Source organism: Portibacter lacus (assembly GCF_021533215.1).
GTDB classification, from domain to species: Bacteria; Bacteroidota; Bacteroidia; order Chitinophagales; family Saprospiraceae; genus Portibacter; species Portibacter lacus.
The window spans coordinates 416,182-434,643 of sequence record NZ_JAJNKA010000001.1 but is presented as its reverse complement, the minus strand read 5'-3'; the positions used below and the strand labels follow the sequence as shown (position 1 = coordinate 434,643).

The window sequence follows — 18,462 nt, the reverse complement described above, 5'->3', positions numbered from 1 at the left end:
GAAATAAAAATTAAAGATGTTAAGAATTTTTGTTTTGCTATTGATCATACCATGCTATTCTATCGCTCAAGATGATAAAAATGAGGGCGTGTATCAGCCCATAAATGACTTCATAGAAGGTACAACTTACAACTATCCTGAAAAGATACTTAATGCGTTTTTACCTGGAACAAATATGTTTCTGTATAATGATGCAGATACCCTCATGGTTTACTCCGTGGAAAAATATGCTTCGCTTTATAACAATGGACGACGTGGACAACAAAATCAACGATTCAGCACACTCATTTCGCTAGATGTGGTAGAAAATGTTGCTTATGCGAAACTAGAAGTGGATATCCCTTCTTTTTCAAGACGATACTACGATCTATTGTTGCTGAAGAAAATAGGTACCGACTGGAAAATTGTAAGCAAATGTACCGATGCCATTCCTATTCCAAAAACGCCACAAGAAGCCAAGCCCCACCCTGTGAAAGAGGTTATACTAGAGGGATTAAAGAAACCGTGGAGCATGGCTTTTATCAATGAAAATGAAATCATCATCGTTGAAAAAGATGGCGGATTAATTAAGTCTAATCTGCAAAGTGGCGAAAGAATAGCTATTCGTGGCTTACCTACAGACATTGCGCAAGCGGTGATGATAGACACGTCGAAACACGTCTGGGGTACATTTCCGCCAAGCGCTCATGGAACATCTCAAACCTACAATGCTGGCCTTTTCCAAATTTTACTAGATCCTGACTTTGAAAACAATCAATTCATCTACCTGTCGTATGCCGCAGAAAACTCACAGCGAGCAAGCGCAGTCAAGGTAATTAAAGCACGTCTCAATGATGACCAATTAAGCAACATGACTACCTTGTTTGAAGGAGGTGTATACTCACATGGCTTATTTCATTATGGAGGAGGAATGATCATCGGACCAGATGAGAAACTATACATTACACTTGGAGAGCGTAACCTTTTCGAGCAGAACAATCCACCACTTCCACTTTCACAAGACCTTAAGGATAAACGTGGGAAAGTTATCAGAATTAACTTAGATGGCACGATTCCTTCAGACAATCCAGACTTCGGGCCAAATGCGATCAAAGGATTATTTGCCCTAGGAATTCGAGCATCGCAGGGCCTTGCTGTACAACCTGAAACTGGAGAAATATGGTTTAGCGAACATGGAACCTTACAAGGCGATGAAATAAATAAATTAAAAGCTGGAGCTAATTATGGATGGCCTTACAAGACCAGTGGCCGATATCGCACAGCTGATTATGCTCCTGAATTTTCAGAAGGATTAACGTTCGAAGATCCTGTACACTTCTGGGATCAAACTGTTGCACCTACTGGCTTGACTTTTTATAAAGGTCGTGAGTTTCCGCAGTGGAAAGGGAATCTTATTGTGCCTGGTTTAAGCAAAGGGAGTTTATGGAGGTTAGAATTGGACAATGATAAAGTTGTGGCTGCTGAGGAGTTATTCATCAATGATCGGGTAAGATTAAGGAAGGCCATTCTTTCTCCGAGAGGTTACTTATACGTTCTAACGGATGAAGAAAATGGGAAGTTGATAAAGGTTAAAAACAGCACAAATTAAATAATCTGTCGCTTATTCTATAGGAAAACCTATAGAGGAATGTATCGGCTTTTAATTAAGAAATACAGGGAATCATATATTTAATTGTGGTAATTTAGAAGTGATATTTGTAACAAATTATAATACAATGAAAATTACACCTTTACTTACTTCAATTACGTTTTGTCTCAGTTTACTCAGCTTATATGGGCAACCAGGAACCTTAAGAACTGACTTTGGTGAGGATGGAATTTTTACCTTAGACCTCACCGATGATGATGAGATTCAAGATCTAGCTTTACTTTCAGATGGATCGATTGTCGCATGCGGATATTTGTACGACAATACTTATGACGGCATTATCATGAGAGTTTCTGCATCTGGTGAACTTATATGGTCTAAGCAAGTAGAGATCAACACTAACAATTCCACGACAAATGATTTTCAAGGTGTCGTGGTTCGTAACGATGAAATTTTTGTGGTGGGTACTAACTTTAATCTTTCTACTTCTAAAGTTGAAATTGTTGTTTTAAAATATGATATCGATGGAAATCTAATAATGGATTTCGGGAATAATGGAAAAACAACGGCAGTTCTTAATAACGGACTTCTCGGGTTTGAATTAGCGATAGACAACGAAGGGAATTTATTCGTTTTCGGCCGAACATACGTTTTCAATACGGCCACGGAGGATGGAGTAATTGTCAAGTTTAAAGCGAATGGAGACTTAGACAATAGTTTCGGTGAAAACGGTATTAGCACCATTGGAATCGGTAGTTTTAGGACTGGATTTTTAGAAGGGACCATTATAAATAATGAAATTTATGCGGTTGGCTGGTTTCACAATACAGCTGACGCCGTTTCGATAAATGAAAATGGTGTGATTGTGAAATTGAAAGAAGATGGAAGTCTTGATCTTGATTTCGGGAGCAATGGAATAATTGTTTTTGATGTTTCTAATTCTGATATTATTGATGATATCGCTCAGCATGGAGAGAATCATTTTTTGGTTGCTGGAAGCGGTGGAGTATCTTCAGATGATATTTATATTTTCAGATATGACTTAATGGGACAACTGGACATGGACTTTGGGAACAATGGAAAAGTCGTTCTCGATTACGGCAGTGACGATGATGCCGCCGAAATTCTTGTTCGTGAAGACATGGGGATTTTCGTTTGCGCATCCCTAAATAGCATTGAAGACTTTGCCGTCATAAGTATGGATGCATCAGGAACTCCGTATACTACTTTCGGAGACAATGGAAAAATTGTAATTGACATCAAGAATAATGATAATGTTAGTGAAGGAATTTTGCTTCCAAATGGAGACATACTGCTTGGAGGCGAGTCCGATGAAGGAAATAATGCAGATTTCACTTTGGTAAAAATAGAAGGTTATCCAGTTTGTACAGATATAGAAGTTACCATGGACATTTCTGGATGTGAAATCGTAGAATTCGATGGAATACAGTATAATCAATCAGGAACCTACAACCTAGATTACCAATCTGCAGATGGATGTGATTCGACTATCTTTTTAGTTGTCAAAATTAATAATGCTTCGCAAGAAACAGTATCGCTGTCTGATTGTAGCCCGATTGTAGTCAATGACGAGACTTATGTTATGTCAGGAACATACACTCAGAATCTAAGTGCTGAAAATGGTTGTGACAGTACACTAACTTTGAATATAGAAATTAATTCCACTACACAGGAAACCATCTCAGTCCGAGCATGCGAATCCTCTACTATCAATGACGAAACCTATGATTCATCTGGATCTTTCACTCAAATATTAACTGGCAGTAATGGTTGTGACAGTATACTAACTTTAAACATTGACATAGAAAATCTGGAAGCTTCGATTACAGAAGATGAAAACGGCATGTTAGTCAGCAACTCAGATGCTAATCAATATCAATGGTATAATTGCGTTACTAATATGATCATTTCTGGGGAGGAATCTAGTGCATTTACACCAACAGAAACAGGGGATTATGCATTGATCATAAGTAGTGAGATGTGTGCTGATACGAGTGAATGTCTTGCGATTACAATTTCTGAAACGGAGGATTTATCTAGCCTTGCAGCTATAAGTCTATTTCCGAATCCGGCTCATTCTTATTTGTTGATAAAAAACATTGACCTAAATAATATTTCAAAAGTAAATCTATATAATCTTTCTGGACTTGCACTTTCTCCACAACTTAAAGAAACTGGTCAAGGACTTAAATTAGATGTGGCGACCTTGATAAGTGGTCTATATTATTTAAAGATTTTCGATGATTCAGGAAATCATAAAATACTCGCATTTGTAAAGGAATGATTCGTTCTGTTGAATCTTAATATACCTAGGTCTCAAATTTCTACTCAAGGTTATACCTAAGATCATAAAAGTGATTATTCCAATAATATACTACCCTATTTTCCCCATGCATGCCATGGAATTCTTGCTAAAATTAGGATTAAACCTAGAAAGTAAAAGATAAATATGCTCTTGAATTTAGAAGCATCAACCGTCATTCTTTTTGCTCTTGAATAGCCAATCGTAATCAACACAATCGCAATAATCATCATCAATGGATGCTCTAAAAAGTATAACCTAGAAATTTTATCTCCCATGGCATCCCCCGAAATGTTAGAAAATCCAACTGGCGAAACAAAATAGATGATTAATCCAAATACCAACTGCAAGTGAGCACCGATCAACCCTAAGAGTCCTATCATTTTGCTCGTCTTCGAAAACTCTTTTTTCCCCAACCAGCCATATAGGGTATATCCTACTGCAATTAATAAAAACAACAATGCTAAATAAGCTGTATAAGAGTGTAGATGTTTAATTCCTTGGTACATATGATAATTGATTTATAAATTACTAATTCCAGCCCCAATGTACTATTTAACCTCGAAAATGTCATGAAATTTTAATCCGAATCACATTTTAGATGGAATTCTAACAATCCTATCCGTTCAAAAATGGATTCCTCTTGAAATCAATTCCCTTTCGAATTAAGTATGCATGATAAGAACTAGGTATATCATGCGTCCACTGTGGTAAAATCAATGTAATTAGTATGCGATCTACATGTGAAATTAAACCAAGAATTATGGCTACATGGAATGGAATCCCAGCATGACCAAATCCAATTAGCGACGTAAAGGCTACCAGAAGAAAAAGCCCCCACATCTTAGATAGAAAGGCATGTGTGCAGGTTTCTCTTTTAAACTTAACAATACTTATGACGTAACAAGCCACTTCCATAGCGAGTATCGTCCATATCATCATTGAATTTTCAGCGATCACTTCAGGAAACAAAATCCAAGTTGCGAAACCGATAGATAACCAAAAAACCATGTCCGTCTGACTATCCATTCTCCGAAATTTCTCTGATGATGTACCTTGTGCTCTAGCTACTATTCCATCGAGAATATCTGAGATCAGTCCCAAGTACATAAGAACAAGTATGACTAATCTTCCCTGCTCTCCTACAAAATACGCAATCGCTAAAATAATCGGAGCACATAACAATCGAAAAAGCAGTAATCCTACAGGAATGGTCATTTGTTATTAGCTGGGTTCCTAGCTAATTTACGAAAATCCAAGGGTTTCTCTCACTTTATTAAGCACCTTACTTGCTGTAGCTCTTGCCTTCGCCTCTCCTGCTTGCAATAATGCTTCTACTTCATCTAGATTCTCCATATAATAAATAAACTTCTCTCGCTGCGTTTCAAACTTGGTCAAAAGCAATTCATACAATTCTGTCTTCGCATGTCCATAACCAAAGTTTCCAGCTCTGTATTTTTCAGCCAGAGCTTTGATTTCCTCCTCTGAAGCAACTGCTGAATACATTTTGAAAACGTTACATGTTTCAGGATCTTTAGGCTCCTCCAGTGTCTTCGTATCCGTTATAATTTTCATCACATCCTTTTTCAGCTGTTTTGCTGGCTTAAATATGTCTATGAAGTTATTGTAAGATTTACTCATTTTCTGGCCATCTGTCCCAGGAATAGTCATCACTTTTTCATCTATTCTAGCATCTGGGACTATAAAGATTTCACTATCATAATGATGATTAAACCTTCTAGCAATTTCCCTTGAAATTTCTAGATGCTGCTTTTGATCTTTTCCGACAGGAACTACATCTGCATCATACAGTAAGATATCTGCACTCATTAAGACAGGATAGTAAAATAGGCCAGCATTTACATCTGCAAGATTATTGGCTTTGTCTTTAAATGAATGCGCAAGGCTCAACCTGGAAAAGGAAGTAAAACAACTCAGGTACCAAGATAATTCTGTTACTTCTGGGATTCTCGATTGGCGATAAAAGGTATTCGCTTCCGTATCAAATTCGAAGGCAAGCCAAGCCGCAGCGACAGAATACACATTCGTCTTCCTAATCTCCGGATCTTTAATAGTCGTTAAAGAATGTAAGTCTGCTATAAAGAAAAAGCATTCGTTCTTTTCTTCCTTAGATAGATTTATTGCTGGTAGTATTGCGCCCAAAACATTTCCGAGATGTGGTTTACCTGAGCTCTGTATTCCAGTTAATATCCTTTTCATATCTTATTTAATTTCTTCATAATAACACCGCACATATGCATTTCCCGTTTGATACTGCATAGATACTCAGAATGATGAAAAAGACAAATTCTCAGATGACGAATGTAGCATTTACCTCAAATAAAAAATGCGAAGCCATCATGGTATAATCGGCTTCGCACTAGTAATAAATCGCTTAAAATCTATTCATCTTTATTCTTGATGTAATATCGTACACCAATATATATTTCTCTACCTCTAGTCGGTCCCCATACTGAACTCGTGTCAAAATAAGGGCCAAATGGATTCTCCCAACTTGCTATCGGTTGTTCTTGTCTAAAATCAAACAAATTCTCACAACCACCGTACCATTCCATCGTTTTGAATTTATAGGTAAATTGTGCCCCGACTACAGTATAAGCTTCTGAATAATCCGGTCTCTGAAATTCAATCGGATTAGCCTTAGTATTCGGAAGACGTTGCTTTCCGTACCAATGAGCATTCAAGTCCAAATGATACTTATTTGACTTCGGCTTAAAGCTAAATGTACCTAACAATTTATGCTTCGAATTAAAAGGTAGCAACTCCTTGGTTTCCCCATTCATCCGATACACATCCAAATAATTATAGCCCGCTTTAAGTTCAACGAGTTCGAATAGCCTTGCATATACTTCCGCCTGAAATCCGTTTCCGACACTGGTTCCTGTATAATTTTTAATAATAGCTTTCGATGGATCTGCGTCATAATCTGGAAAAATCTGATTTTGGAAATCTGTCCGATAATAATCTGCGCTTAGATAACCTGACACACTATAAGTATCAAATTTCTGAGTCAAATTCAATCCATAGTTTAAGGCCTTCTCAGGCAACAACTCTTCCTCAATTACAATATCTCTAGAACTTACAAGCAAACCAATATTCTCGCTGAACAGGTTTACCGTTCTCCAGCCTGTACCGATGTTCGCTCGAATAACAGTCTGCGGTGTAATAGCAGCTTTCAATAAGGTTCTCGGCGTAAAAAATGTACCGAATTCACTATGTCGATCTGCACGAATCCCTGCAATCCATGTTAATCGATAATCGAAAAAATTCATCGCATTTTCAGCAAAAACGCCAGGGACTACTTCATTTCTGTGATAATTCCCATCGAAGGTCCTCGGTAGATCAGTATTCGTAAATGCGATATCTTCATTGATATCCAAGTATCTCAAACTTGTTCCAGTTTTAAATACATGGTTTCCATAATTACGCTCGTACTGTGCATTAGCATAAAGACTCACTTGCTGAGCATCATACTTCGTCGTTCCGAAATAGGACTGTTGGTCTTGATAAAACGTCGAAAAATTAAAAGCAAGATTGCTTATATCATCAAACCGATATCCTGTCTTCGTCCATATTTCTGGCTGAGTCAGCTGTACGGACTGACCGTAAACTTCTGAACTTCCTTTGTCCGTACTTGGGTCAAAATCAATTTGCCCTCCCACTCTTTTCTCATTCAGAAACCGAACGCCGATTTTACTATTCCAGCCCCACTCTCCTGCATCTCTATATTTAAAAGTATTAGATACTGCGTACCTCGTTAATTTTGGTAAATCAAGAAAATTATCCTTGTCTTTGTCAATTTTATTAGCCGGCTGAACAGAATGAAGTGCCGTCAGACTTGACCAATCATTACCCAAATCAAAAGCAAAATTCGCATTAAAGTGCTTCTCAAGGAAACTGTTCAGGTATACATTCAGTAGAACCTTATCCGTATTATCGGGATTCTTGGTTGATACATTTATCTGACCGCTGATGCTTTCATAACCCTGCAATACACTATTTGCTCCTTTAGCAATGTAAATATTATCTACCATTGTACCTGGCACACTGCTTATCCCATAAGTATATGATAAGCCCTGTATCATCGGTAGACCATTGATCAAGACCTGATTATATACTCCAGAAAGTCCTAAAATCCTCAATTCTTTAGAATTCGTAATCACATTAGTGGTATGTGGCTGGACTGAAGACTGAGTAGAGAAACATCCCGCTAAGTCACAGCATGCCGCCTTTCCTAGTTCCGTTTGTGTTATCTGTTCCGTCTTAATCGGGTTCAAACTGGAAATAATCACACCATCTCGCTGTCCTTTTACAACAACTTCAGTTAAGGAGTTTGCTTCTTTAAGTATGAAATTAACCTCGGATAAGCCATTGATATCGATCGTATCTGAATTAAAACCTATGTAGCTAGCAATCAGTCGACTACTAACTTCATTATTAGTTATACTGTACTTCCCATTTACATCCGTTGACACACCTTGACCAGTATTTTCCCAGTATAAATTAGCACCAATTAGTGCTTCATTCATACTATTAGTTACTTTACCAGTGATGGTCTGAGCAGAAATAAAAAAAGGAAATAGCAAACCAACAATGATGGTATATATTTTCATCATTTGTTACATTTAATGGTTTTTAGAATGTCAATTTAACATCCCTATTCCTAAGATTTTCTACTGCTTAACTTTGTAAGGTCGATCTTTCGGATCCTGACAGCCAGGAGTATCTTCGATAGATGCGAATACTTGCTTTTCTGTAACCATACTTGGACTCATTGTTACTTCAAAAGTAGTAACCGCTCCTTTTTTAATAGACTTACATTTACTTACACCAGCTAATTTTTGGACATTTTCTTCTATAGATTTAACATCTGCAGAACAACCCACACCTTTCACCTTTACTTTAAATGTTTTTACTTCTTCAAGTTTTGGCAAAGCATTAGACGCTGTTTGTGAATAAGCTAAGTTAGATGTTGCTACGATCGCAACAAATGATAAGATTAAAATTTTTATGATTTTCATTTTACTGATTTATATTAGTTAATAACAAAAAATATTCCGAATAAATTCGGGTTGAATGATCGCTATTAAGCTAATCTCGGCGGTTGCCAGAAATCAGTTGTAAATGAAGATGAATAGTTTGATTGATATGAAAAATTTCTCTGTGTAGAAATTTCAATATTTTGCAAATTTGACTCAAGAGACGCTAAGACTGGAAGAAAACTTGTTCCACATGATTGAAAAGGATTGCATGAATAACCGTTACAATCATCCTTATTCTGATCACTTTCAGCATTGCCAGCCATCGGTGAAGCCTCGCATGATTCTGTACAACAACTGTGCTGAGCACTAAACGGTAATGCAATAAGGTCTACTCCTGGCTTAAATGCCAGAAACAGAATTGCAACCGTTAATATAAATGCTGTAAATTTCATACGTCTACAAAGATACGATTTTTTTAAACTAACGTCAAGGGTTTAGAATTAGTTGCTTAAAAATCGATTGATGAAACGGTCTGAAGAAAAAAATCTTTCATTCGTATCCATTCGCTACTGGACGATAAAGACTTATTAAAAATGATCTTTACTTCTGAGAACTCAAACTAGCTTTATTTCTGCTCCCTACAGCAACGAACATTTCTCCATTTTTGAAACTATGATCGACTTCGAAGTGATCTACTTTGCCCTCCATATATTGATATAATGGGCGATTCACTTCGCCTTTACCAACCCACTTAATAAACCAGCCTCTAAGATTAGGCTTCTCAATATACCAGTCCATAATAACCAGTTTACCTCCAGACTTTAATAAATTGATTAAATTATCAATTACATTTTTCCAATCTGGAAATCCCGAAAGCCCCAAATCACAAAGTATGGAATCAAATTCAAGGCCTTCATCTACGTACTCGTTAATCCAATCTCGATCAATTTCAGTTGCGTCTGCTTTAATAAGCTTAATATTGCTCCACTTTTTCGCTTTCACTTTAGCCTTCGATAGCATGCCTCCCGATAGATCTACTCCTACGATCTTACCCGTGTTATTTAATTCATTCTGAAAATTAGAGAAATTCTGACCAGTTCCGCAGGGAATGTTAAGAATGGTCTGATTTTGTTTTAGATCCATTTTTTCTATTGCCAATGTTCTAGCCTTTCGATAATACGAATCAGAAGAGATCCAATCATAGATCTTAGAAAATCGATCGTAATATCTTATTGCGCTCGCTTGCTTATCCTTTATTGTTTTCATTTTTCTAAATCATATATTATATAACAATACATTAATTGACCAAGAAAAGATGAAAATAGATACAATTATTATTCATAATGCACCATTAAAATGTCCTATTTAAGCATAAAAAAAGCGCCCAAAGTATCTTTTACCTTGGACGCTTGTACCCTAAACTATTTTTATAAAACACCCTTTTATATTAGACGTATTAAAAGTTCAATACCCCTAACAATATACAATATATAATTTGTTTCTGATAAATCAAAACGCATTATTATATTGTATTATTGACAATAAGGTGCTATATGTTTTTACAAACTTGTGACAAAAGCCCTCTTTTTATATAAAAACGGCCTTTATTTTGTAAGCTAGTTGTCATTTATGAGCTGTTTTTGCTCTTAAAATTGGATCATTTTTAATTGAAAAAAAAATATTTTTTTTTCAATATTTTCTCCATAATGCAAAAACACGACATTTTATGCTGCTTTTTGATACAATTTTATTACTAACTAGTCCAGGAAAAAATCAGGTACCAAGAGATGGATTCGTGAAGAAATGATCACTAGATTTAATAGAAAAAATAAAACATTGGCACCTATTATTCCTTTCCTAAATAAGTAACCATTACATCTCCACGATCGAAACAATAAGATGATTGCCATAATGTTTAGCAAAAACAGTAACTTTAGAAATATGTAACGTCGGTTTCTGCTAAAGGAATAACATCCAACAAGTAAAAGCTTGCAAGTTAGGAAATGATTTTTTTCGCTAACCAATAAAGCTTATTATGACCAGCCACAATTATAAAGTAGAAAGTAGAAAACCATTTGCAGAAAGTCTGATATGGCAGCTCAATCGAGATTTCTATCAAGAATTAGGTATTAAAGCTTGGAGTGAAGGCATTGTTCCGCATCAGTTAACAAGTAACTCTAAAGTTGGTAAAACTTACGCTGAACTCATCTTCGGTTTCCTGAAAGATTTAGCATTAAAAGAAGGCAATTCGGGAACAGTTTATATCCTAGAACTTGGCGCTGGGCACGGGAGATTAGCATTTCATATTATTAAACACTTAGAAAAGTTAGTCGACTCCATCAATACGGACGTGCCAGATTATTGTTTCGTCCTCAGTGATATCGTAGAAGATAATCTATCCTTTTTTCAGCACCATCCCCAACTTCAAAAGTATCTCCAAAACGGGACTTTAGATGTGGCTTATTTCGATGGTGTAGAAAGTGAGGAGCTGCACTTGCGTCATGCGCAGATAACCATTCAGCGTAAAGAATTACAACAGCCGATAATTGCCATAGCCAATTACTTTTTTGATTCTCTTCCGAATGATCTGTACTTTATAAAAGATAAAGAGATTTCCTCTTGTGCGGTGTCTATCGAATCCATTATTGATCCTGAAAGTGCTAGCGCGACGGACTTGCTCACTAACATGGAAATGACCTACTATAATGAGCCATTCAGTGAACCACAATACAAAGAACCGATTCTTAATGAAATATTGAACAACTACAGAGACCTACTATCTGACTCTTATTTATTCTTCCCTGAGAAATCCATACAGTGCCTTCTAAATCTTAAGGAGCTGTCTAATGCAGGCCTGGTACTGCTAACAATGGACAAAGGATATCATGAGCTGAAAAACTTAAGTAATAGAAAAAAGCCAGATATCATCACGCACGGTAGCTTTTCACTTTGGGTCAATTTTCACGCATTAGATACTTATTGCAAGAAGCAAGGAGGTACCACTTTCTTTCCTTCCTTTTCCAATTTCCATCTTGAAATAGGCTGTTTGATGTTTCTACCTGAAGGAGAAACCTACTTAAATACCCATGCAGCCTACCAAGAATTTGTTAATAATTTTGGACCTGATGATTTTAACAGCATCAAGCAACTTGCTTATTTTAATGTATCCAGAATAACTCTTCAAGAATTAATCGCTTTTCTCCGTTTAAGCTCTTACGATTCTACCATTTTCATCAATTTCCTCCCTAGACTCAAGCAGCTATATCAGTCGATTACTCACAGCGAACATGAAAGACTCGTACAGACCCTTCATCAAGTATGGGATATCTACTTCCATATCAATGAGCCCATAGACATTGCCTATGAGATAGGTGGTATCCTTTATGATTTAGGACATTATACAGAAGCACTTGATTTCTTTCAATATTCAGTTCAATTCTTTGATTATAAAGCTGATATCTATTATAATCAGGCGTTATGTTACTATCAATTAAGACAGGATAAATTATTCCTGCAAACTATCAATGAAGGCCAAAAGTCATTTCCAGACTACGAACCGCTCGGTAAATTAAAGGATCTCGAAATGGGCTAAACTCTTCTCAGTTGATTCCAACTTAACGCTTCACTTTTGTGAGCAAGTTTAAAACCTCATTTCTGTCCTTCTCAGGTGTCTCGTCTAGAATATAATCGATCAAATCCGCTGATGTGGCATACCGCATTTTTTCCCACTTCACTTCTCCACTTTCACTATTCCAGTCATGGATAAAGGCTTTCAAGGCGCAGTTCACTCGATCTTCACCGATCATTTCTTGCAATTCAAACATGGCCAGAATACCTTTATTGTAATAGATGTATTCTTCATTCCCCACAAGATTCAGTGGCACTTCTGCCTCACTGGCCTGCTTTCTTTTCTTATCATAAAGCTCTCGCTGAAGTTCTAATAATTGATCCACTTTTTCTTGAGCATACTGTTTTCTAAAAACCATAAGCGCAGCATACTGAGATAGCGTTTCCAAAATAAAATTCCTGCCTTTCACATTGGCACTTTCTAACTGCATGCCCCACCACTGATGTGCAACTTCATGCGCCGTAACAAAGAAAGTCATGTCCACATCTTCCTCATCGTCAATATCAAGCATAAATCCGATTGATTCTGAAAAGGGAATGGTATTAGGGAAAGACTGAGCAAAGGATTCATACCGTGGAAATTCAACAATCCTTAATTGCTGATATTGGTAGGGTGCAAAATGGACCGAATAATAATCTAAAGATGCTTTCATTCCAGCCATCATCCTGTCTAAGTTGTAATCATGACGAGGATGATGATATATTTCTAACAATACTGGAGAGGTGGTCTCACCATCCGATGAAGACCAGCTATCCTGCAGTAATTCGTAGTTACCAGACGACACTGCATAGAAATCGATGATCGGTTGTTTACTTCGATATTGGAAGTAATTCCTTGCTCCTTCTTTCCATTGCTTAACGAGTTCTCCAGAGGTGATCGCAGTTTGATAAGCGCTTGTTCCGATCGTAAAGTCTAGTGTCATTCCTTTAGAATCACTTCCAGATCTGGACCGCTGCAACTCCTGATGATCGTCTATTTCAGCCTTCGATTCTTTTGGCGCCAATCCATAGGTTTTTCGATCCGTTTCATCCTTAAGTTCGATTTTATCCTGATACCCCAGCGTCGGAAATTCATTATTCCGAATAAATGTACCATTATTTAACACCGACCCAGCTGAGGAAGTAATGTTAAATCCTTGTGAGGTATAAGATTGATCGAATTTCATAACAATCGAATCTCCCGGTTCAAGTGGCGTCTCGAGAGAAAAAATGTAGTAAGCATATTTATGATACTGGCTATCAATCAGTGTTTCTGCTGAAAAATGTATGCTATCAAGTGCGACTCCGCTTTCCAGCATTTTCTGAACATGAATCTCCTTTATCGGCTCGTCTTCTTCATTTATCATCATGTAGGATCCCTTTAGAACGTATGCTCTTTCCTCTGGGAATAGATCCATGTACATCTTTGCATCAGAGATCTTAGGTTGAGGTAAATATTCAAACTGCTTGAGCTCCTTTTCATAACTTGCTCTATAATCATTTTCTTGCTTTGAAGTCCAGTGTTCGTTTAAAATATTGGCCTGATAAAAATTAAAACTACCGATTGATACAAAAATGAGAAATATTATAATGGTCAATGTTTTAGCCTTCTTCGAAAAGACAGACCCAACTTGCTTGAACCTATTTATCCATCCAATGTCTGCTCCTCTACCTGCTATCAATGACGCACCTATTAACAAGAGCATTCCGAAAGAAATCCAATAGGCTTTTGTCCAGAGATATGTAGTCATGAAGTGACCGTAACCATTCATTTCAGAATACGACTTAAGCCCTCCACCTCCAAAATTAAAAAGAATATGATCATAACCCATCACTTCTAAAACAACCATTACAATGATAAAAAAGAGGGTAAGTATGATCCCAAGAAATTTATTATTGACCAATGACTGGATAAAAAATGCAACAAAAGTATAGATTAATAAAAGCGGAAGAATCTCGATGAAAAACCCACCAAAATAAACAGGCAAATCAAAATGATAATACCCTTTTGTGATTTGGAATAAGATACCAGAAAACATAAGGGAAAGGATAAGTACTATATAAACCCCAACTAAGCCTGCCATTTTACTGCAAAGGATAATCAGCGAAGAAATAGGATTCGCATCACGCAAAAAATGCATCCTCACACTTTTCTCCTTCCAGAACAATTCTCCCGAATAAAACAGAAGTATAATGATGAAAAAATACATGGAAAGTTCTTGAAGTTCTTCGACAATAAAGTAAGTGGTAGGATAACTATCTACTCCATAGACGGTCCCCAAGCTGATAGAATTGATCAGAATAATAATGGCACCGCAGATCACTATTGCCCAAAACGAAGTCTCCTTCATCAGTGATTTCCCATAGAATATAGACATGGAAATAAATTGTTTCCACTTCGCATTCCACCCATCATCGACAGTGACTTGTGGTAATATAACATCCAGGTTCCTAGTACTTTGTTTTGCTACGTTGACCTTTCTTGAACGTTTGCTACTTGTCTTCTTAGCGTTGGTAAATGTGGTAACGCTAAATCTGAAATACCCAAAAATCATCACGAAAACGCCGACGAACACCCAAAACAACTTATTAACTAGTAAAACACCTGAAAAAGGTAAGAGTGAAACATTCCGCTGTGCTATTTCCCATTCTTTTGTCAAATTCGTTATCGTGGTCAATGAAAAAGGATCTAAGATCGCCTGGGCATATTCATTGGTTATGGACTTCGTCAACAAGAACACTACGAATATAAAAATTCCTTGTGTATAGACGACTAGCAGATTTCTGCTTAAGGTTCCAGTTACAAAAAACACCGCAGCACCAAAAAACAAAGTAGGCAGAACAATGCTCGAAAAAGTATATAAATAGGTTGAAAATTGAAAAGGCAGCATTTCAGATTCCAGATGCCAAGGCAGAAATTCACCAATCATCATGCCCAGCGGAATCCCAGAAAAGATAAGCAGTAAAATGAGAAAAGAACCGAGAAATCTGCCTAGTAATAGATCTTTCTTTTTTATAGGACAAGTATAGATTAGAGGTGTAATTTGATATTGGTCATCACGGATCATCGGCATACCCATAATCATAGAAGCCAGAATCATAAAAATCCCAGTAATGGCTCCCATGGTTTTCCCGAGGACTATCGGTGCATTCATTTTCATCAGCCCAGTTTCTACACCTTGAAAGATAAAATCAACTCCGAAAATGGAGAATGCCATTAAGAATACAAAAAACAGATAAGTCTCTGGTCTCCTAAATCTATACTTAATCTCAAATTTGAATATTTCGTACCACATCTTCTCTTACTTGTGTGCTTGAATTAATTGTGAAAAATAAACCTCCTCAAGTCCTACTTGAGAAGGTGTAAAACCATCTGGAGGATCTAATGAAGTTATAATCTGGATGAGCGGCTGGCCGAGATAGTGTTGCTCATTAATAACATGATGTACTTTCCTGTATTCGGCAATTTCACTTTTATGAACGAGTTTCTGATACACCTTTCCTTTGACTTGGTCTATGAGCTTTAGTGGTTCTCCCTGAAGAATAACTTTACCTTGATTAATGATCGCCATCTTCGTGCAGAGTTCCTTTACATCATCGACGATATGCGTAGATAAAATAATGATCGCATCTTCCCCGATTTCACTGAGCAGGTAGTAAAATTGGTTTCTCTCTTTAGGATCTAATCCAGCTGTGGGTTCATCCACAATAACCAATTTCGGATTGCTAAGTAATGCTTGAGCAATTCCGAACCGTTGCTTCATTCCTCCAGAAAAACCACCTAGGTTTTGCTTCCGAACTGCATACAAATTCGTTTTCTCAAGTAAGGCGCTTACCATTTCCTTCCGTTCAATCTTATTTGTAATTCCTTTCAGAATAGCAAAGTGGTCTAGTAGATCAATTGCGGAAATCTTAGGAAACAATCCGAATTGCTGGGGAAGGTATCCTAGGATTTTGCGAACTTCCATTTTATGAGCGATCACATCTAGTCCATTCAGTGTAATACTTCCTTCATCTGCTTCCTGAAGTGTGGCAATGGTGCGCATCAAAGAAGACTTCCCTGCACCATTCGGCCCTAGCAGACCAAACATGCCTTTGCCTATTTCTAAATTGACATTATCTAAAGCTTTGACACCGTATTTGTACGTTTTGCTTAAATTGGAAATGATTAGTTTGTCCATATAATTTTCGTTTTATACTCGCAAACATAGATTCGACTTACCTTGCTGGCAAAAATATGTGATCAATGGACGTTCTGTAGGTAGGTAAAGTCGCTTCGTTGTGGCAAATGAGCTTTATCACATAAAAACGGACTTTCATGCTTCCGAATCAGGCGTTTATCAAACAATTATTAGAATTTCAACACATTCCCTATTATTAGGCAACTTTTTAAATTATTTAGGAAGGTAAAAAGCTATCATTTGATTAAAAGAATAAGAAATATAATCGCTCGTATTCCATCGTGGGTTTTCTGGACCATCCTTTTTCTAATAGGCATCCTTATCCTCATTTTCAATGATGTCTTCGGAGAAGATGATGGCTTTATCGTCTTCAGTCTATTTTACACTTTGCTCTTAATTGGAGCGATCATCAGGTGGATTTTTTCACAAATCAGATCCCTCATTGAACTCAAGAGAGACAAGGCAAAGATGGAAATGCTTCATCTCAAAAGTCAAGTCAATCCGCACTTCTTTTTTAATACGCTCAATAATTTGTACGGCCTAGTCGAGAAGGATCCGAAGGAAGCTCAAAGTTTAATTCTAAAATTGTCAGACTTAATGCGATATAGCATTTACGAAGGTCAGAATGAATGGGTGTCTTTAGAAAGTGAAATTGACTACTTGAGGAATTTTGTAGAATTGCACAAGAACCGATATCACAAAAAAGTGGATGTGAAATTCGATACAACCATTAATGCGGAAGGCTATCGAATCATGCCTCTTTTATTGATCCTTTTAGTAGAAAATGCATTCAAGCATGGTGTTGAAAAACTGAGAGATAATGCTTTCGTTAAAATGGAATTGATCGCAGATGATGGGCACATAAGTTTCTCGATAATTAATAATTATGACAAAGAGGAAGAGGAAACAAATGAGCCTGGCGGTATCGGCATATCGAATCTAAAACGACGCCTTGAAATTGGATATAAAAAGAAACACGACCTCCATATTTCTAAAGATGATGAAACTTTTACGGCGCAATTAACCCTTCATAAAGTATGACGAGATATATAATCATAGACGACGAACCGATTGCGCATGATATCATCAAAGGATATGGTGATATGCTACCAGAAATGCAACTGGTTCAGAATTGCTATGACGCGATAGAAGCGTTGAGTTATCTTAATGAGCATCAAGTAGATCTCATTTTTCTGGATCTGAATATGCCGAAGTTGAAAGGCTTCGCGTTTCTGAAAACTTTATCAAATCCACCCAAAGTTATCGTAACAACTGCTTACAAGGAGTTCGCTCTGGAAGGTTACGAGCTAAACATTGTAGATTATTTATTAAAGCCATTTAGTTTTGAGCGATTTCTAAAGGCGGTTCACAAGGCGATCAAAACAAGTGATAAACAGGAAGTAAGAAGCATTATCTCCAATGATAATTCACCCGAAAGCATTTTCTTACAGTCTAATAAAAAGTATTTTCAAGTTGATATTAGGACGATACTTTTCCTAGAATCTGCTGGTAATTATGTGAAAGTTGTAACGACGGAGGAAACCATCACGATAAGAGATAAAATTTCAGCGTTGTTAGAAAAGTTGCCTGCTAGCCAATTCATAAAAGTGCATAAATCGTTCGCCGTTGCTAAGTCACATATTCAAAGCATCGAAGGCAATCGGATATTTATAGCGGATCACGAAGTGCCTATTGGTAAGATGTACCGAACGGAGATCAAAGCATTGCTGCGTTAAGGATGAATCCATGAAAAATTTAATT

Annotated in this window: 14 protein-coding genes; 5 read left to right on the top strand and 9 right to left on the bottom strand. The window is 37.0% G+C overall.

The window, feature by feature from the left end:
- Positions 1-16 precede the first annotated feature (16 nt).
- Entirely contained in the window at positions 17-1,588 is a 1,572-nt protein-coding gene (locus L2586_RS01530; RefSeq protein ID WP_235290998.1) for a PQQ-dependent sugar dehydrogenase, read from the top strand.
- Between the two features lie 127 nt (positions 1,589-1,715).
- On the top strand, positions 1,716-3,893 hold the full coding sequence (locus tag L2586_RS01525) for a T9SS type A sorting domain-containing protein (protein ID WP_235290997.1): 2,178 nt from the start codon (positions 1,716-1,718) through the stop codon (positions 3,891-3,893).
- A gap of 95 nt (positions 3,894-3,988) precedes the next feature.
- Here L2586_RS01525 and L2586_RS01520 read toward each other — a convergent pair whose 3' ends face one another.
- The 7 genes from L2586_RS01520 to L2586_RS01490 form a co-directional block, all read right to left on the bottom strand.
- Entirely contained in the window at positions 3,989-4,420 is a 432-nt protein-coding gene (locus tag L2586_RS01520) for a cytochrome B (protein WP_235290996.1), read from the bottom strand.
- 109 nt (positions 4,421-4,529) lie between these two features.
- Positions 4,530-5,129 carry a CDP-alcohol phosphatidyltransferase family protein gene (locus tag L2586_RS01515; RefSeq protein WP_235290995.1) on the bottom strand — a complete coding sequence of 200 codons (600 nt, stop codon included), beginning with the start codon at positions 5,127-5,129 and terminating at the stop codon, positions 4,530-4,532.
- Between the two features lie 27 nt (positions 5,130-5,156).
- A complete protein-coding gene (trpS, locus tag L2586_RS01510; protein ID WP_235290994.1) occupies positions 5,157-6,131 on the bottom strand; it encodes a tryptophan--tRNA ligase in 975 nt (324 codons plus the stop codon).
- Positions 6,132-6,313: 182 nt separating this feature from the next.
- Positions 6,314-8,548: a TonB-dependent receptor gene (locus tag L2586_RS01505; protein WP_235290993.1), complete on the bottom strand. Its 2,235-nt coding sequence runs from the start codon at positions 8,546-8,548 to the stop codon at positions 6,314-6,316.
- A gap of 57 nt (positions 8,549-8,605) precedes the next feature.
- Positions 8,606-8,953 carry a heavy-metal-associated domain-containing protein gene (locus L2586_RS01500; RefSeq protein ID WP_235290992.1) on the bottom strand — a complete coding sequence of 116 codons (348 nt, stop codon included), beginning with the start codon at positions 8,951-8,953 and terminating at the stop codon, positions 8,606-8,608.
- Positions 8,954-9,018: 65 nt separating this feature from the next.
- Entirely contained in the window at positions 9,019-9,366 is a 348-nt protein-coding gene (locus L2586_RS01495) for a hypothetical protein (RefSeq protein WP_235290991.1), read from the bottom strand.
- Positions 9,367-9,514: 148 nt separating this feature from the next.
- Positions 9,515-10,180 (bottom strand): class I SAM-dependent methyltransferase, encoded by a 666-nt coding sequence (locus L2586_RS01490; RefSeq protein ID WP_235290990.1) that lies wholly within the window; start codon positions 10,178-10,180, stop codon positions 9,515-9,517.
- Between the two features lie 769 nt (positions 10,181-10,949).
- On the opposite strand from L2586_RS01490, the gene L2586_RS01485 reads away from it, so the two are divergent.
- Positions 10,950-12,506 (top strand): SAM-dependent methyltransferase, encoded by a 1,557-nt coding sequence (locus L2586_RS01485; RefSeq protein WP_235290989.1) that lies wholly within the window; start codon positions 10,950-10,952, stop codon positions 12,504-12,506.
- Between the two features lie 22 nt (positions 12,507-12,528).
- Here L2586_RS01485 and L2586_RS01480 read toward each other — a convergent pair whose 3' ends face one another.
- Positions 12,529-15,816 carry a M1 family aminopeptidase gene (locus L2586_RS01480; protein WP_235290988.1) on the bottom strand — a complete coding sequence of 1,096 codons (3,288 nt, stop codon included), beginning with the start codon at positions 15,814-15,816 and terminating at the stop codon, positions 12,529-12,531.
- A 6-nt stretch (positions 15,817-15,822) separates the two neighbouring features.
- Positions 15,823-16,701, bottom strand: coding sequence for an ABC transporter ATP-binding protein (locus L2586_RS01475; RefSeq protein WP_235290987.1), 879 nt, complete (start codon positions 16,699-16,701; stop codon positions 15,823-15,825).
- Between the two features lie 240 nt (positions 16,702-16,941).
- Here L2586_RS01475 and L2586_RS01470 point away from each other — a divergent pair, with 240 nt between their 5' ends.
- Together L2586_RS01470 and L2586_RS01465 are read left to right on the top strand one after the other, a co-directional pair.
- Positions 16,942-17,742 (top strand): sensor histidine kinase, encoded by an 801-nt coding sequence (locus L2586_RS01470; protein WP_235290986.1) that lies wholly within the window; start codon positions 16,942-16,944, stop codon positions 17,740-17,742.
- Complete coding sequence (locus tag L2586_RS01465; protein WP_235290985.1) at positions 17,739-18,437, top strand: LytR/AlgR family response regulator transcription factor; 699 nt, start codon at positions 17,739-17,741, stop codon at positions 18,435-18,437. The genes L2586_RS01470 and L2586_RS01465 overlap by 4 nt, the downstream gene beginning before the upstream one ends.
- Positions 18,438-18,462: the final 25 nt, after the last annotated feature.

Excerpts from the sequence above, each read along its gene's own strand:
- L2586_RS01475 (WP_235290987.1), bottom strand. The coding sequence starts at position 16,701 with ATGGACAAACTAATCATTTCCAATTTAAGCAAAACGTACAAATACGGT.
- L2586_RS01515 (WP_235290995.1), bottom strand. The coding sequence starts at position 5,129 with ATGACCATTCCTGTAGGATTACTGCTTTTTCGATTGTTATGTGCTCCG.
- L2586_RS01520 (WP_235290996.1), bottom strand. The coding sequence starts at position 4,420 with ATGTACCAAGGAATTAAACATCTACACTCTTATACAGCTTATTTAGCA.
- L2586_RS01505 (WP_235290993.1), bottom strand. The coding sequence starts at position 8,548 with ATGATGAAAATATATACCATCATTGTTGGTTTGCTATTTCCTTTTTTT.
- L2586_RS01530 (WP_235290998.1), top strand. The coding sequence starts at position 17 with ATGTTAAGAATTTTTGTTTTGCTATTGATCATACCATGCTATTCTATC.
- L2586_RS01525 (WP_235290997.1), top strand. The coding sequence starts at position 1,716 with ATGAAAATTACACCTTTACTTACTTCAATTACGTTTTGTCTCAGTTTA.
- L2586_RS01465 (WP_235290985.1), top strand. The coding sequence starts at position 17,739 with ATGACGAGATATATAATCATAGACGACGAACCGATTGCGCATGATATC.
- L2586_RS01495 (WP_235290991.1), bottom strand. The coding sequence starts at position 9,366 with ATGAAATTTACAGCATTTATATTAACGGTTGCAATTCTGTTTCTGGCA.
- trpS (WP_235290994.1), bottom strand. The coding sequence starts at position 6,131 with ATGAAAAGGATATTAACTGGAATACAGAGCTCAGGTAAACCACATCTC.
- L2586_RS01490 (WP_235290990.1), bottom strand. The coding sequence starts at position 10,180 with ATGAAAACAATAAAGGATAAGCAAGCGAGCGCAATAAGATATTACGAT.
- L2586_RS01500 (WP_235290992.1), bottom strand. The coding sequence starts at position 8,953 with ATGAAAATCATAAAAATTTTAATCTTATCATTTGTTGCGATCGTAGCA.
- L2586_RS01480 (WP_235290988.1), bottom strand. The coding sequence starts at position 15,816 with ATGTGGTACGAAATATTCAAATTTGAGATTAAGTATAGATTTAGGAGA.
- L2586_RS01485 (WP_235290989.1), top strand. The coding sequence starts at position 10,950 with ATGACCAGCCACAATTATAAAGTAGAAAGTAGAAAACCATTTGCAGAA.